The organism is Gilliamella sp. B3817, assembly GCF_026536705.1.
GTDB classification, from domain to species: Bacteria; Pseudomonadota; Gammaproteobacteria; order Enterobacterales; family Orbaceae; genus Gilliamella; species Gilliamella apicola_I.
In genome coordinates this window covers 92,012-108,465 of record NZ_JAFNNV010000004.1, presented here as the reverse complement: position 1 = coordinate 108,465, position 16,454 = coordinate 92,012, and the positions used below count along the sequence as shown (strand labels likewise).

Below are 16,454 nucleotides of genomic sequence, written 5' to 3'. Positions count from 1 at the left end.
GCGACAGTTTTCGGTAGGCTATGATTGCCTTACCGAAAACAGTTGATAGTGATAATGTTGTTTTAACCATTATCAGTAAAGTGCAGTTGGGTTAGCTGTCACTTTCTTTATTACTATCAGATGGTAAAAATTGTTTAGCTAAAGCTTTTAAGTCAGTATTTTTTAATGTGTCTTTGATATCAATATCTTTGTTTCCCGATAGACGTGATAAGACTGATTGTAGTGCAGATTGCAGAACAGGGCTTTGGTTGACTGTTCCTTCAATCGCTTTACCTACGCTAATGGCTTTCGAGAAGCTGTTAAAGAAGTTGTCATTACCACCAACAATTTCAATATTTGCTTTACTAAATGCAGCTGCAAGTACGTCTGCTTGTTCTTTAGCGATTTCTTTATTCGCTGCAATTGCTGCCATTGCTTGTTCAAAGCCTTTTTCGAGTGCCAAGCGGAACTCTTCATGATTTTTAGATTGTTCACTCATAGTGCCCATTGCTTGGAATTTCTCAACTAAACCATTTGCTTCAGCGGTTAGGCGTTCACGTATAATCAGTGCTTCAGCCAGACCTTGTTCTTTCATTGCAGCGGCTTTAGCAAATCCAATGCGTTCATCACCACGTGCTTGAGCAGATAGTTTTTCTTCCAATATTTTCGCTTCGGTCAGACCTTGTTTTTCAATTGCTGTCGCTTTCGCTTCAATGACTTTTGCTTCAGATAATCCTTTTTCTTGATTTCCTCTTGCTTCTGCTAATAAGGTTTCAGCGGTAATGTTGGCTTTGACTAATCCTTCTTTTTCTTCCGCTTCGGCACGTGCTTTACGAACTTTTGCTTCAGCAAGTCCAATTGCCGCTTCTTCTGCTTCAATACCTTGAGCAAGTTGTTTTTTCGCTTCGGCTTGTTTTGCAGCAGCTTCAAGTTCGGCTTGTGCCATGATGCTAAGTTCGACCGCACGATGTTTCGATGCTTGTTCATCCGCTTCGGCTTGTTTAACTTGTTTGACTAATTCTTGCTCTGCTCGTGCTTCGGCTTCGATAATTGTAGTTTGTTTTTCTCGATCTGCTTTTGATACTTCGCGCACTTCTTTGATGTTTTCTTCTTCAATCGCAACGGTTTTTTCAACCGCTACACGTTCACGAATCACATTGGCAATATGTTTCTTTTCTTCTTCAAGAACTTTATCTTTTTCGATTCGTTGTAATTCAACTTCACGTTCACGAGCGACGATTTCAAGTGATCGAGCACGTTCAACCCGTTCTTCTTCAATGGCAATTGCACGTAAGCGGTTTTGTTGTGCAACTTCTACTTCACGTAGACGATTTTCTTCACGAACTTCAATTTCTTGTTGCGATTGAATTCTTGCTTGTTCGGCTTTTAATCGCTCTTCTTCTTGAACTTTTAATGTTTCAGCTTGTTCACGAGCTCGAATAGTTTCAATTTCACGTTTTTGACGGGCTTCGGCATCGGCTTGTTGACGCTCAAGTTCTAATTTAGCTTCAATCGTTTCTGTGTCTTTTTTCTTTAAAGCTAATTCAAGATCTCTTTCCCGTTTGTTGGTTTCATCTTTATGAATAGCGGTGATAGCCGTGATTTTATTAATCCCTTCCGCATCGAATATATTATCGGGATCGAGTGATTTAATTGGTGTTTGTTCTAAGTAATCGATAGCGACATCTTCTAAAGCATAACCGTTAAGATCTTTTCCAATCACATCAATGATTCGTTCACGGAAATTCATCCGATCTTCAAAGAGTTTGGCTAGTTCGAATTGTTTACCAACCGTTTTTAACGCTTCCGAGAATTTAGCACTAAATAGGGTGCTGACGGCTTTTTGATCTGATGCACGATCAACGCCGATCGATTTTGCCACTTTTAACACATCTTCTGTGGTTTCGTTAACACGTAAATAAAAGGCAACACAAATATCTGCACGTAGATTATCTTTACAGATTAATCCGTCTTTGCCTCGACGTTCTACATCAAAAGTAATCAATGATATTTTCATAAATTCTTTTTTGTAGATTACAGGATAGACTAACGCGCCAGTAAAGTGTACCTTCGGTCTTGACGTCATATCGTTAACAATAAGTGCAGTACCTTGCGGCACTTTTATATAAAATGCTTTGAATAATAAGAAAAATCCAACAATAACAAGGAATATAATTCCGATTGTTAACAAGAAAAATATGACTGTATCTTGATTGATTGACATGATTTGTTTTTCTCCAAAAAAATAATTTTGTTATCCATTAAACTCGTCGAGGTTAATAATTTCATAGCTATTATTTGTTTTATCATAGCTTAGCAAAATGGCTTTATCGCCACGTTTGAATTGATATGATTCGTTACATCTAACTTGTAAGATTAGACCTGCTCCACCGTCTTCATACGTTGCTTCACCTTTGGTTTCGCTGACAGTACTGGAACGGATTTCAACAGTTTGACCTAATAATGATTTATGACTATTGGCTGTATTGAGTTTGCTAAAAATAGGGCGTAGAGGTTTTATTGTAAATGCGGTTAAGTACACCGCCGCGATGAAGGTAGTTATGAAAATTATTAATCCTAATAAGTAGTAAATTAGCGCATAATGACTAATTGGTATCATGAAAAAACGAAAAGAAAAATAGCAGATTGACCATCCAAATAAAGAGATTAGGGTAATGACTAATGTCATGGGGACTTCGTTGAATCCTAACTTCATGAGTAGGCCGCTAAATCCTGAAGCTGGATTATCAGTTGATAGTTGTTTGACATCTATATCAAAATCAATGTCTAAGCAATCAACCGTTAAAACGCCAATTGATGCAACCAACCAATACAGTACGCAAATCGTGACTAATCCACTAAAGATGACGACTGGAAAAGAAAAAAAGATTCCCCAGAATAGATCCATTATATTTCCTTAAATTTCATTCTTCCAAATAGCGATATTTATAATTTTTAAGTTTAAAAAATAAATAACTATTTTAGTTTGTTTGTTTTTCTTTTAATCTGGCTAAAATTGCCATCGCGCTTTGATTGCCTGTTTTAATTCCTGCTGCTTCGAGCTTGTTATCAAGTGAACTTTCATTTTCTGCTGTTGCCAGTTCATTTTTTGCTTCAATAATGGCAGCATTTTTTTCCTGACGTTTTTTGATACGTTCTAAAGAATCTAACGCCGTTTGTAATTTAGCGGTCGAACTTCCATAACGTTGAGCAATCGCAGTTTGAGCTTTTTGCACGCTTTCGGTCGCTTTGACAATATCAACTTGTTGTTTTAAATTGCGAATGTTAATTTCAGTTTGTGAAATGGTTTGACGCAAGTTTTTTACACTGTCAGAAAAATAGGTCACCTGTTTTTGGTAGTTATCATGTTCGTTTTCAAGTGTCACTAATTTTTCAGCAATTTCTAATGCAAGTTCTTCATTATTTGAATCTAATGCTTTTACTGCGTAGCCTTCGTATTCAGTAATTTGAGTTTTAACTCTTTTTGCTTCTTTTTCCGCTATTTTTTGTTGAGCTAGAACGTTGGCAAGCGACTCTTTCGCTTGTTTGAGTTCTGCATCGGCGTCTCGGATTTCTTGATCCAATATGCGCAAAGCTTGGGTATCGATAATGGATTCACCGGCTTCGTTGATACCGCCTCGTAGTGCCGTAATCAGTTTTTTGAAAATGGTCATTGTTTAATCTCCTTATTGTTGATATTTATTCTGTAGTTAAATATTGAAGTAATGTTCGTAAGCTTCGGTCGCTTTGATCACATTATCGGATAAGGTTTCTAATTCATAAATGACATTACTTAGTATCGATGTCGCACTGAGCGCACCATACATAATATAGTTAACTGAGCCATCTCCCGTTTTTTCAATCGCAATGGTTGATAATGGGAAAAGTTTACGAGTACATAAAATTTCTTCGTTAAATTGGGATTGTTGTTTAATTATATTAACAGGCCAAAGTAGCGCTTCAACAATAATTTGTTGATTTGATACACTTAAAAATAGTGGTAAGTCACCATATTCATGCATGATAATATGCAAACAAGCATCAACACCATCAATGATTTCGATACTTGCAGAACCTTGTTTAACTAATTCAGAATTGTTTAATTCATCATAAAGATCTGTAATTAACCAAACTTTATTATTTTTCATTTCTTTATATTCCTGTTTATCATTAAAACGCTGGTTGTTTATTACCAAAGGTTGTCGAAATTGCTTTTCAATGTCGAGTAACCTTGAAGTATTTTCTGGCAAAATCCAAACTTCTTTTTTGATTAAGCCCTGATCACGCAGACGTTGTCGATACTGCTGCTGATAAAAAGCCGAGCTTTTTGTCTCTTTCATTTTTTTCATAAAAATTAGTTAAGATTTTGTTAGTGTTTAATGTGAACAATATTATCATAAAAACATTACATGTAAATATTACATGTAATGTTTTTTATGATGATTATTTATTCATGAAAAATTGAGTTATTTTTAAATAATTATTTGATTAATTGTGCTTTATTAATAGTTGTCTGTTGAGTAGCCATTAACGATAGGATAATTAATCTTTATTCAGCGCCATATTATTGAATAAATTTGAAACGTGTTCAATTCGATTTGTTGTTTTTTTTGATGTACCGAATTTTAGGCTAGCTTGATCTCCTTTTCTAACAAAAACCCGCATAAGCGGGTTAATTGTCAACATTATGTTATCAGGCGATTTTAAAAATCGATATCTAAGCCGAGTTGGAATGTTCGACCCGGTGCAGTAAATAGATCGAGGTATTTACGATCAGATGATCGATATAACTTGTTATTACTTAAATAATCCCAGTATTTTTGGTCGGTAAGATTATAAATACCACCACTTAACTTGACGTTTTTAGTGATGTTAACATAGCTGGTTAAGTCAATGACACCATGTCCTGCGATTCTAAAATATTCTTCTTTTGAATCAGGAATGGGTTTACCATCATTGTTATAGGATTCCCGTGAAGTTGGGGTGGTTTTTTTGCCTTTTTGGAAAGTTGCATTAATTGCAATACCATAAAATTTATTTGGATCATCCCATGCTAAACCAATGGTACTTTTGAGTGGGGCAATAGAGTCCATTTCAATGTATTTATCACCTAAATAGCTCGATTTTGATTTACCTTGGTTGTAGCCAATTGCAAATTTAGCTGTTAAGCCATTAGCTTGGTCGAACCATGAACCAAAATTAAATTCACTGCTTAATTCAGCACCATAGATATACGCTTTATCACGGTTTTCAGCTTGATAAACCAGTCGATTACCGGTTCCGACAAAATCTTTTTTATAGCGAGTGTAAGCGATAAAGTTTTTGTATTTATTGTAAAAAGCTGCCGTTGATAAGGTTATTCCTGTCATAGGATGACCTTTAACGCCTAATTCGAAATTATCACTTGTTTCGGTTTTGAGATTAGAGTCACCAACCAGTACATACATGGTGCTATGCGCTAAATAAGAACCATAAAGTTGATTTTGGTTTGGCATTTGTGCGCTGCGTTTATATTGTAGGTAAGCTGTAAAATTAGGATTGATGTCGTACATCAAAGCGAGTGAAGGTAATAGCTGGAAATCACTGTTACTTTTATATTGTTGGCTTAGTCTAGATGCATCTGCAATGGTGACAGCCATATTTTCTAAATGACGTGGCTTTGTTTTTTGATAAATTGCTCGAATGCCAGGTACTAAGTAATAGTTATGATGATCATTAATATTGAAGGCGATTCGGTCTTCAATAAATCCACCAAGTTGATAAGTACGGCTGTCAGCTTGGGGTTTAGTGTAATCTCCGTCAGGGAAAATCTTTCCATATCTTGGTTTGGCTGATGTATAAAATGGCGATTCGTCCTCACTCCATTTACCATTTAAACCAGCACTTATTTTTTGATTATTATATTGTTTTAGCAAGGTGGTAATAAAATTATAGGCTTTAGTATTGTAATTGGTTTGAATGTTATATTGACCATTTGTTGTGTGATTTAGATAGGTGCTGTCATATACATTCGTACGTTGATAATTTAATTGCGTTGTCAGGCTATCTATCCAATTAATATTGGTTGGTGTCCATATATCTTTTATCGCCAAATTGAAGCGGTTGTTTTTACTTCGTTGCTTATCATGCGATTCAATTTTTTTACCATTTTTGTCCCATGTATCATAATGAGAATGTTTAGTTTTATTATTGTAATCGATAGTTGTGTTAAGTTGATGCTCATCAGTCATTTGCCAGCTGAAACCCGCAAGGATTGAATTTGAATGGTAGTTTTCCGGATAGTTATTAATTGAGTTTCCGTAATTTCTTCCTTGCTGCCCATCACGACGACTTAATACGATAATTCCGTTTAGTTCATCATCACCGCCTGCTAATGTGATACCTTGATGATAGCTTCTGTCGGTGCTGTCATAATTATTTTGGAATCCAAAATAGCTGGTTTTTCCGGGGTAGAGGTAATAGCTAGCAGTTTTAGTTTGAAACGACACCGATCCACCAAGTGCATTATTGGCATTACTTACCGAAGTTGCGCCAGATTGAATATTGACTTTGTTATACATATAGGTATCGATATAATCGCGTCCTATTCCATACGAGCCAAAGCCTGCTCGCCCGACAGAATTAACGCGTCCTTGTGCAATAGGCAGTGGCATTCCGTCAATATCGATAGAAACGCGATTAGCATCTAATCCTCGAATGTTGTAACCTGTAAAGCCTCCTCTGTCCCAACTACTTTTACCACTGCCAGAACCCGATATATTGCCCGATGCTGAAATCAATGGTTGGTAGCGCATAAGCGTGCCAAAATTAGTCCCGCCGTCTCGTCGAATATCTTGTTCGGAAATTTCAGTATTGATACCCGGTTGTTTGATTGATTCGTGTGCCGTTACTGTCATGACATCGTTGATTTTATCATCATCATGTTTTTCAGTTGCTATGGCAGGCATAACGAATGTTAAGCCTAAAGCTAGTGTGCCCGTTTTTTTTAAATTCTTAATATATAACATGTTTAACCTTCAATCTTACTAATCTAAATTAAATGATTTTTATCATTCGTTAAAAACAGTTTTCGTGATGTTTGATTGTTTTATCGTTACTGTTAAATGCCTTTAATGCTGAATAATCTAAAGTACTTTCAATTGATTATTCTGGGTAAAAAATTTGATAAAGCTGGGTAGCAACTTCATCCACTCGTGGCCCAATGCCAAAAAGATAACTGTCATCAATGGTTTTAATTCGATTATTTTTGTAAGCCGATGTTTCGGTTATGCCAGATATCGTTTGTAATTTATCCATACCCCCTAATTGTTGTATGGAATGGCTGTTTAATAAAATAACATCAGGATTCATCGCAATTAGCGATTCGGCGCTGTAATTTTTATAGCTGTTATGCGTCGCTAGATTTTCACCACCTGCAATGGTGATTAAGGCGTCAGCGGTGGTATTTTTACCGGCAATGGCATTACTTCCTCCCATTGTCATCATGAATAATACTTTGGTTTTTTGGGGATGCGTTTTAATCTTGTCTTGTAGCTTGGAAAGATGGGTTTTTATTCTGGTAATTAATTGATTACCTTCATGTTGCTTGTTAAGTTTTTGAGCAATTTTGTCAATATTTTGATAAAGTAATTCAACCGTACCGGGGACGCGTGGTAATGCCAATACGTCAACTTTGGCTTGATGCATTTGTGTTAAAACGTTGTCGGGTTCAATATCATTAAAGGCAATAAATAGCGTTGGTTTAAGCGATAATATACCTTCTATGTTGAGCAGTTTCCAATATCCAATTTGGGGTAGATGTTGAGTTGTTGCCGGATACGTACTGGTTTTATCAACACCGACCACATGTTGACCTTCTCCCAAAGCATAAACAATCTCTGTTAACGATCCTCCAGCTATGACAATTCTTTGATTAGCTGAACTGATATTTATTAAACCTGATAATGTAAGCATAAGTAAAATAATACTCAGGTTTGTATATATTTTTTTAATCATTACATAATTCCTATAGCTAAAATACAGTTGCATTACACTATATTGAAAATGAGAACTATTATCAATAGTGGTGTGGTGATATTTTTACGTTTTAGTTGGATATTCGGTTTAAAACTAAGGGGAAATAAAGTAAGAACAATGAATGTTATAAGTGAATATTTTGTTAAAAATGGCAAAAAATTGAAAAATGAAGATTCAAATTGGTAGTAAAAGAATCTCATCAGTCATTGAAAAAATAAAAATATCTATCTAAGTATCAACGGGTTAATAAAAAAATAAATAAAATATATTGATAAATGATAATAATTATTATTTAATCTTTACAGAATATTTAATCAGAATGGCAGTTATGAAATCTTTAGATGTTAGTCCTTTTTATGCGTTAAATTCAGCACTTCCTTTTAAGGATCGCTGGGCGGTTATGCCCTTACAGGCAAGTTTACCCGTTGCCCCACACGAAATTGAACAAAAATGGCAAGAAATTCAAAATGCTGATTTGCGTGGTCGAAAGCGTCTTATTTATATTCATATTCCTTTTTGTGACATTCATTGTCAATTTTGTGGCTTTTATCAAAACCCCTTGCGTAAATTTGATACAAGTACTTATATCGATTATTTATTGAAAGAAATTTCATTGGAAATTAATAATAAAGCCATGCAATCCGCCCCCGTTCATGCCATTTATTTTGGCGGTGGTACGCCTTCGGCTTTAGCTGCCGGGCAATTAGCACGCGTTATAAGTTATCTTAAGCAATATGCGCCTTTAGCCCCCGATTGCGAAATTACGGTAGAAGGGCGTATTTCGGATTTTGATGATGAAAAAGTGGATAGCTATATTGAGGCGGGTGCTAATCGATTTTCAATTGGCATACAAACCTTCAATACGACAATCAGACAGAAGTTAGGTCGTCAATCAACAGAACAAGAAATTATCAAAAATTTTGAGCGTATTGCTTCACGTGATAGTGTGGCATTAGTCTGCGATTTGATGTTTGGTTTACCTAATCAAACTATTGAAACTTGGCAACGTGATCTTGAAATCGTCAATGATCTTCCGTTAGATGGTGTTGATCTTTATTCACTAAATTTACTACCTACCACACCGTTAGCAAAAGGGGTAGAAAACAACCGTATAGCGTTGCCGTCAGTAAGTGACAAATGTCATTTTTATCATCAAGGTGCTGAGTTTTTAGCTAAACAGGGGTGGGTTCATTTGACCAATGCGCATTGGGCTAAAACAAGTCGTGAACGTAACTTGTACAACTTTTTGATTAAGCAAGGTTCGCATTTTTTTGGCTTTGGATCGTGTGCTGGTGGTAAATTAGATACGCATTCGTATATGCTTCATCGTGACTTAAATCAGTATTATATGCAACTTGATCAGGGCAAAAAACCCCTAATGATGTTAACAGATAAATCCTTATTAGGGGATTGGTTACATCAATTACAAGCAGGCATTGAGAAAGGTCGAGTGGATTTGACTAAATTGACCGAGCATAGTCATTTATTTGATCCTTTAATTAAACAGTGGCATCAAGTTGGTTTACTTCAAGATGAGGATCATTGTTTACGACTGACATTATCTGGTCGTTTTTGGTCAAGCAATATTTTACAAGCTTTGCAGCAGTTGTTATTACAACTGAACAACCCCGAACATATTGAATTACAGCATAAAATGGCAAAGGCTAAGCAAGCAATGAAAGGTCATCCTGCTATGCCTGGTGCACATTCTGAAAAGAAAAATAATCAACCTATTTCACATCATTAAAGGATATTAACATGGTAGATAAGCAAACTCATATCAGTAATCTTTCAACTTATATGCAAACCAATCCCGAGGAGTTATTAGAAAAAATTGCTCAAGATCATCAAGTGACTTTGACGCAAGTTATTCAAGCCTTACCGGATGCGAAAATTGTTGATGGTTCATATTTTGATATGATTTGGGATGAAGTGACAACTTGGGGCGATGTGTTATTTTTGATCCATACCGGTGATGTCATTGCTGAAATTTCAGGTGAATTACCGCCAGGTTCGCATAGTCAAAAATATTTCAATTTACGTCATCAAAAAGGATTAAGTGGTCATATTAAAGCTGAACATTGTCAATATATTGCTTTTATTGAACGTAAATTTATGAAAATGTCGACAGCTTCGATGATCTTTCTTAATCATATGGGACAATCAATGTTTAAAATTTTTGTGGGTCGTGATGAAAAACATCAGTTAAAACAAGATCAGTTAGAAAAATTTAGAGCATTAGCAAATAAAATTAACTAATGTTGAGATGATAATAGCATGAAAACAATATTAGTTTTTGGTGTCAGTCCAAAATTGGGTACGGGTTATCAGATTTGTCAGTTAGTTAAACAGTGCCAACCAAGTTGGCGTTGTATTGCATTGGTACGAGACGAAACTTTTGCCAAGCAGTTAAGTGAGCAAGGTATTGAGTGTCATGTCGGTGATGCGACCGACTCATCTATGGTTAGCCAGCTTTGTGCATTAGCCGGACCTGACGCCACAATTATTTCAACACTGGGTGGGGAAACCGGAAATTATCTGGCACAACGTATTATTATTGATTGTGCTGAACAAGCCAATATAAGGCAGATGGTGTTAGTCACATCCTTAGGTTGTGGTGATACATGGTCAACATTATCTTTACGAGCTAAACAAGCGTTTGGACATGCGGTACGTGAAAAATCGTTAGCGGAAGTTTGGTTACAAACTAGCACGCTAAAATACCTTATATTAAGACCGGGTGGATTACAAAATGGGGAACTAACAGGTAATGCAAAATGCTATTTTCAGCAAGAGGTACATGGACTGATTCATCGTATCGATTTAGCGAAAGTCATTATTGATAAAATAGCGCATCAGCAACTTGATAATAAAGCTTATACTGTTATTGATCCGAATCTTAAATTTGAACATTAAAATAGCATGAATGTAATTAAATCCATATTTTTAGTGAGGATAGTGAGTGCAACGTTATAGTCATCGTTCATTGTTATGGGGACTGTTTATCGTGCTGTTGGTTTTGATGGTTTTATCAGCTAATACGGGTGCTTTAACATTTCCGGTTTCTCAGTTATTGTCATTATCATTTGATGATCCATTGATGAATATTTGGTTGAATATACGTTTACCTCGTATTTTATTAGCAGTGATTGTTGGTATGGCATTAGCAACTTCAGGCGCTGTCATGCAAGGATTATTTCGTAATCCTTTAGCGGATTCAGGTTTGTTGGGTATCAGCAGTGGCGCTGGTTTGTTGGTTGGTTTGTCAGTTTTATTTCCGACTATCTTTCCACCAATTATGATGCTGTATGGAAAAATGTTGGCTGCTTTTTTGGGTAGTTTATTCATCTGTTTTCTGATCTATCTTTACAGTCTTCATGCCGAGTGTAATTTGGCCAAAATGGTGTTGTTGGGTGTAGCAATCAATGCCATTATCGGAGCAGTAATGGGATGCCTAAGTTATATTAGTGATGAAGCACAATTAAGACAAATATCACTTTGGTCAATGGGGCATTTGGGTAAAGGATCGTGGGAATTAGTGTTAGTTGCTACTTCGTTAATTATCCCTGCTTTGTTAGCCATTTTGGTTCTTTCTCATCAGCTCAATATATTGCAATTGGGGGATGAAGATGCGCACTATTTAGGTATTAATGTTATTCGTTTGAAGCAATATTTGTTGGTGTTTAGTGCCATTTTAATCGGTACATCGGTTGCAGTAAGTGGCATTATTGCTTTTGTTGGTTTGGTGGTTCCTCATATGATTCGATTACGTATTGGGGCTAATCATAGCGTGTTATTACCTGCATCGGCATTGGCAGGTGGCTGTTTATTACTCTCTGCCGATACGCTGGCAAGAACGGTTGTTGCACCGACTGAAATACCGGTAGGGTTATTGACAAGTTTAATTGGTGGACCTTATTTTCTTTGGCTCATTTTAAGGCACAAATAACGGGTATAATTTGACGATGTTGACAGCAAAAAACTTAACTTTTTATTGTGGTACTCGGTGTTTAATCGATGATGTGTCTTTAGATATTCAAGCTGGCGAAATTGCCATTATCATTGGTCCTAATGGTGCAGGTAAATCAACTTTATTACGGCTTTTAACGGGTTATCAGCCCCCATCATCTGGCGATATTTATCTTTTTGATAAAGCGATGACACAATGGTCTGCTAAGCAATTAGCTAAAGTGAGAACGGTGATGTTACAGCATAGCCAGATGACGTTTCCTTTTACGGTAAAAGAAGTGGTGGCAATGGGGCGAGCACCTTACGGTAAACTTCATTGCGAGCAAGCCATTCACGAAACTATGCAACAAACTGATTGCTTGAAGTTGGCTAACCGTGATTACCGTAGCTTGTCAGGCGGAGAACAGCAACGTGTACAATTGGCTCGCGTTTTAGCCCAATTGTGGCAAGAGGAGCCAACTGAAAAGCTACTTTTTTTAGATGAACCCACTTCAGCATTAGATTTGTATCATCAGCAACATACATTGCGATTATTAAAGCAACTCGCCAAAGAACAGCAACTGACAGTGTGTTGTGTGTTACATGATCTTAATTTGGCTGCCTTGTATGCGGATAAAGTGTTGCTTCTTAGTCAGGGAAAAATCGTTAAGCAAGGTGCACCTGCTGAAGTATTAACTGTTGAAAATATTAATCATTGGTATGGGGTTGAATTAGGTATTATTCCGCACCCTAGTAATGCTTTGGTTCCGCAACTCTATTTAATGCCTTAATTTTGATAAATTAAGTTAATCAATCGCTCCATTTTTAAGCAATTTCAGTATATAATTAAGAAAACTTAACAAATGGGGCTTATAATGACGAATGAAAATAGTGAAAATTCCGTTCCTGTTTCAGATCTTATATCAGCAAAACCTGTTTTTAGTTGTCAATTTGATGGTAAAGGTAAAGCCAATCCTTTAAGTAATGATTGCCAAGCGACGGTGCAAAAGCCATGTTGGATCCATCTGGATTTTGCTAAATCCGAAACGATTAAGTGGATTAATCAGACAAAATTGATTCCGGATTTAGTGAAAAATGAGTTAATTAAACCCAACCAAATATCGAAAGAAATTCGTTTTGATACGGGTATTTTAGTCGTATTAAAAGGTGTTAATTATACGCCAAATGAATTACCCGATCCGATTGTAACCTTCCGTTTTTACATTACCGATAATTTAATTGTTTCGACCCGACATCAACAAATCGATGCGATTTTCCAATTAAAAGATAATTTAGAAAAAGGAATAGGGCCTGTTGATGTTGCTGATTGGTTAATTCAAGTATCCGAACTCATTAGTGATCAAGTCAATTTATCGTTTGATAGTGTACATAACAAAATTGTTAAACTTGAAGACTTAGTATTAAATCAGCGAATTCTTTCACATAAAGAAATTGGTCGAGTACGTAAACAGTTGATCATTCTTCGTCGATTATTATCTCCGCAACGGGATATTTTTGTTAAAATTTCAACCGAAAGGATTTCTTGGATTGATGATAACGATCGCCAACGTCTACATGATATTTCTAATCAACAAAGCCACTATGTGTCAGATATCGATAGTTGTTTATTGCGTCTTGCCTCGATTATGGAGCAAATTAATAGCTTTTTGGCAGAATCGACCAATAAACGAATCTATTTAATGTCACTATTTACCATTATATTTACACCAATCACGTTTATAACCAGTTTACTTGGTGTCAATCTTGCCGGTATTCCGTTTAGTGAGCATCCTTGGTCTTTTGTTGGGTTAATCTTGATTCTTATTGTTATTTCTATTGTTTCTGCCATTTGGCTTAAGTTCAAAAAGTGGTGGTAAAAACCCGTTTTAAAATCACGACAACTAAAAAATGATAAAGCTGAATCTTGTAACATAATTAATCAATTAAATGATATTTTAAAAACTTTAACATGCATTGTTGACGAGGTATTGGCAAAGTGATAAGTGTTGTGCTTTCAATCTTAGCTGATTTCAGCCTTGTGATAAGATTATAAATAATAACTGTCCTCTTTAGGGTATTAGGATTACTTAAACAGACTAAGCTTAGTCCTGTTCTTTTAATGCATTGTAAAGATTAGGTTATTTTTGTGTTTATTGTTGAGAATGATTTTCTGCAAATTATTGCGCTTGAATGGCGTTAAGACTTATGTAACAATTTTCAACCTTATTGAGCATTAATAACAGACTCAGCAGGATTGGAAATTTTAAAGGATAATATGATAATTTATGGAGCTTTACCGAATTTGGCCTATCACACTGGTTTTAAGATTGAATGGTACTCGACAAAGCAAAAAAGTCGAAAAGAACAAGGTTTGATGTGTTTAGACAAACATATTTTAATTTGTTTTTATTGTCGCATTCTGCCTTGTAGGGATGCTGACAAGGCATTGTTATTGAAGATGTTAAATCATTTAAATTTTAGCGTTAAATCATCCTATCAAACTTATTTTGTTTCAAATTTATGATTAAGACTAATAATTATGCAATCTAATCAAACTTATCGTCTGTTTATTGCTGAAAAGCCCAGTCTAGCAAGGGCTATTGCCGATGTTTTGCCTAAACCACATCAAAAAGGAACGGGTTTTATCAAAGCCGCTAATGGCGATATTGTGAGTTGGTGTATCGGACATCTTTTAGAACAAGCCACCCCAGAAGTGTATGATGATCGCTTTAAAAAATGGGTGATTGATGATCTTCCTATTGTTCCGGAAAAGTGGATTTTGATGCCAAAAGGGAGTACAAAAAGCCAATTTGATATTTTAGTCGAATTGATTAAATCTGCCGATCAGATTGTACATGCAGGCGATCCAGATCGAGAAGGGCAATTATTAGTCGATGAAGTTTTGAATTATTGTCAACTCACACCCGATAAACGCAAAACAATTAAGCGTTGCTTGATTAGTGATTTAAATGCCAGTGCAGTTGAAAAATCGCTTGAACAATTACGCAGTAATCAAGATTTTATTCCGCTCTCTACGTCAGCGCTTGCAAGAGCCCGTGCTGATTGGTTGTATGGTATTAATATGAGTCGTCTTTGTACGCTGGTGGGGCAACGAGGCGGGTATCGAGGAGTGTTATCCATTGGACGGGTACAAACGCCTATTCTTGGTTTAGTGGTAAGGCGTGATTTAGATATTGAAAAGTTTGTTACCAAACCGTTTTATGAAGTTTTTGCTGTACTTCAAACCCAGCATAATGAAATATTTAAGGCCAAGTGGCAACCTAGCGAAGCTTGTGCTCCCTATCAAGATGAAGAAGGGCGAGTTTTAGTCAAAGCATTAGCCGAAAATGTTTGTCAAAGAATTAAAGATCAAACCGGTATTATTGAGAAAGTCAGTAACAAAAAGAAAGAAGTTGCACCACCTATGCCATTTAATTTATCCGCTCTTCAAATTGAGATGGCTAAAAAAAGTGGATTAAGTGCACAAGATGTGCTCGATATTTGCCAGTCATTATATGAAAAGCATAAACTGATCACCTACCCGAGATCCGATTGCCGTTTTTTACCCGAAGAGCATCTTAACCAAATAATCAGTGTAAAATTAGCAATGGAAAATAATTGCCCGGATTTACAGCCTGCTATTGAAAACGCTGATTTTAGTTTGCGGACAAAAGCTTGGAACGATAAAAAAGTTGAAGCGCACCATGCCATCATTCCAACACAGCGCAAGGCTAAAATGGACAATTTAACGGATAATGAAAAATTAGTTTATCAGGTGATTGCAACCCAATATTTAGCACAATTTTATCCTGTATATAAATACGCTGAATTACAAATTGATGTTGATATTCAAGGTGGAAAATTTATTGCTAGAGCAACGCAAATGCTTGAAGCAGGCTGGAAAGCGTTGTTTGGAACGAAAACTTTACAAGCTGATCAATCCGAAGCGGATGCAGAGAGTAATGGATTGTTAACTAAATTAGTGAAAAAAGGGGAGGCAGTGCAGTGTATTGATGCTGAACTTATCAGTAAAGAAACACAACCCCCTAAACCTTTTAATGATGCAACTTTACTTTCCGCAATGACAGGTATTGCAAGATTTGTTAAAGATCCAGAGATTAAAAAAATATTGCGGGAAACCGATGGTTTAGGCACAGAAGCAACCCGAGCAGGAATAATAGAATTGTTATTTAAACGTCAATTTTTAACACGACAAGGCAAAACAATTCGTGCCACTCCAGTTGGACGTAAGTTAATTTTATCGTTACCAGATATTATGTCTATCCCCGATATGACTGCGCATTGGGAACGACAATTAGATGAAATCAGTAAAAAGGCGTTTTCTTACCAACAATTTATGAATCAGTTAAATCAATCATTGCTTGAACTTGTAGAGCAGCTTAAAAATGCCCGTTTAAATATACGTGCTTAGTTCCCATATAACTATTAAGGCGACGTAAAGCCCAGATTTGTCGCCTTATATATTACCACAGCAGATAAAGCCTTCGAAA

At 36.1% G+C, this 16,454-nt stretch carries 12 protein-coding genes and 1 pseudogene; 7 read left to right on the top strand and 6 right to left on the bottom strand.

The window, feature by feature from the left end:
• Positions 1-91 precede the first annotated feature (91 nt).
• From J3U36_RS06765 to J3U36_RS06740, 6 genes are all read right to left on the bottom strand, one after another.
• The gene (locus J3U36_RS06765; protein ID WP_267380611.1) at positions 92-2,203 is read right to left on the bottom strand and encodes a hypothetical protein; all 2,112 of its coding nucleotides are present in this window, start codon (positions 2,201-2,203) and stop codon (positions 92-94) included.
• A 30-nt stretch (positions 2,204-2,233) separates the two neighbouring features.
• On the bottom strand, positions 2,234-2,887 hold the full coding sequence (locus J3U36_RS06760; RefSeq protein WP_267380613.1) for an OB-fold-containig protein: 654 nt from the start codon (positions 2,885-2,887) through the stop codon (positions 2,234-2,236).
• Positions 2,888-2,960: 73 nt separating this feature from the next.
• The gene (locus J3U36_RS06755) at positions 2,961-3,653 is read right to left on the bottom strand and encodes a PspA/IM30 family protein (RefSeq protein ID WP_267380615.1); all 693 of its coding nucleotides are present in this window, start codon (positions 3,651-3,653) and stop codon (positions 2,961-2,963) included.
• Between the two features lie 36 nt (positions 3,654-3,689).
• The gene (locus J3U36_RS06750) at positions 3,690-4,319 is read right to left on the bottom strand and encodes a YjfI family protein (protein ID WP_267380616.1); all 630 of its coding nucleotides are present in this window, start codon (positions 4,317-4,319) and stop codon (positions 3,690-3,692) included.
• Positions 4,320-4,682: 363 nt separating this feature from the next.
• Entirely contained in the window at positions 4,683-6,986 is a 2,304-nt protein-coding gene (locus tag J3U36_RS06745; RefSeq protein WP_267380617.1) for a TonB-dependent receptor domain-containing protein, read from the bottom strand.
• Between the two features lie 136 nt (positions 6,987-7,122).
• Complete coding sequence (locus J3U36_RS06740) at positions 7,123-7,974, bottom strand: heme/hemin ABC transporter substrate-binding protein (RefSeq protein WP_267380619.1); 852 nt, start codon at positions 7,972-7,974, stop codon at positions 7,123-7,125.
• Positions 7,975-8,314: 340 nt separating this feature from the next.
• On the opposite strand from J3U36_RS06740, the pseudogene hutW reads away from it, so the two are divergent.
• The 7 genes and pseudogenes from hutW to J3U36_RS06705 all read left to right on the top strand — a co-directional run.
• Positions 8,315-9,628, top strand: a pseudogene (hutW, locus tag J3U36_RS06735) (heme anaerobic degradation radical SAM methyltransferase ChuW/HutW); the annotation flags it as partial.
• A gap of 125 nt (positions 9,629-9,753) precedes the next feature.
• Complete coding sequence (gene hutX, locus J3U36_RS06730; RefSeq protein WP_267380622.1) at positions 9,754-10,254, top strand: heme utilization cystosolic carrier protein HutX; 501 nt, start codon at positions 9,754-9,756, stop codon at positions 10,252-10,254.
• Positions 10,255-10,272: 18 nt separating this feature from the next.
• Positions 10,273-10,911, top strand: a complete 639-nt coding sequence (locus tag J3U36_RS06725) for an NAD(P)H-binding protein (RefSeq protein ID WP_267350759.1) — start codon at positions 10,273-10,275, stop codon at positions 10,909-10,911.
• Between the two features lie 106 nt (positions 10,912-11,017).
• Positions 11,018-11,944, top strand: coding sequence for a FecCD family ABC transporter permease (locus tag J3U36_RS06720; protein ID WP_411589888.1), 927 nt, complete (start codon positions 11,018-11,020; stop codon positions 11,942-11,944).
• 16 nt (positions 11,945-11,960) lie between these two features.
• Positions 11,961-12,734, top strand: a complete 774-nt coding sequence (locus J3U36_RS06715) for a heme ABC transporter ATP-binding protein (RefSeq protein WP_267380624.1) — start codon at positions 11,961-11,963, stop codon at positions 12,732-12,734.
• Positions 12,735-12,818: 84 nt separating this feature from the next.
• Complete coding sequence (zntB, locus tag J3U36_RS06710) at positions 12,819-13,820, top strand: zinc transporter ZntB (RefSeq protein WP_065558201.1); 1,002 nt, start codon at positions 12,819-12,821, stop codon at positions 13,818-13,820.
• Positions 13,821-14,482: 662 nt separating this feature from the next.
• Complete coding sequence (locus J3U36_RS06705; RefSeq protein WP_267380626.1) at positions 14,483-16,375, top strand: DNA topoisomerase III; 1,893 nt, start codon at positions 14,483-14,485, stop codon at positions 16,373-16,375.
• Positions 16,376-16,454: the final 79 nt, after the last annotated feature.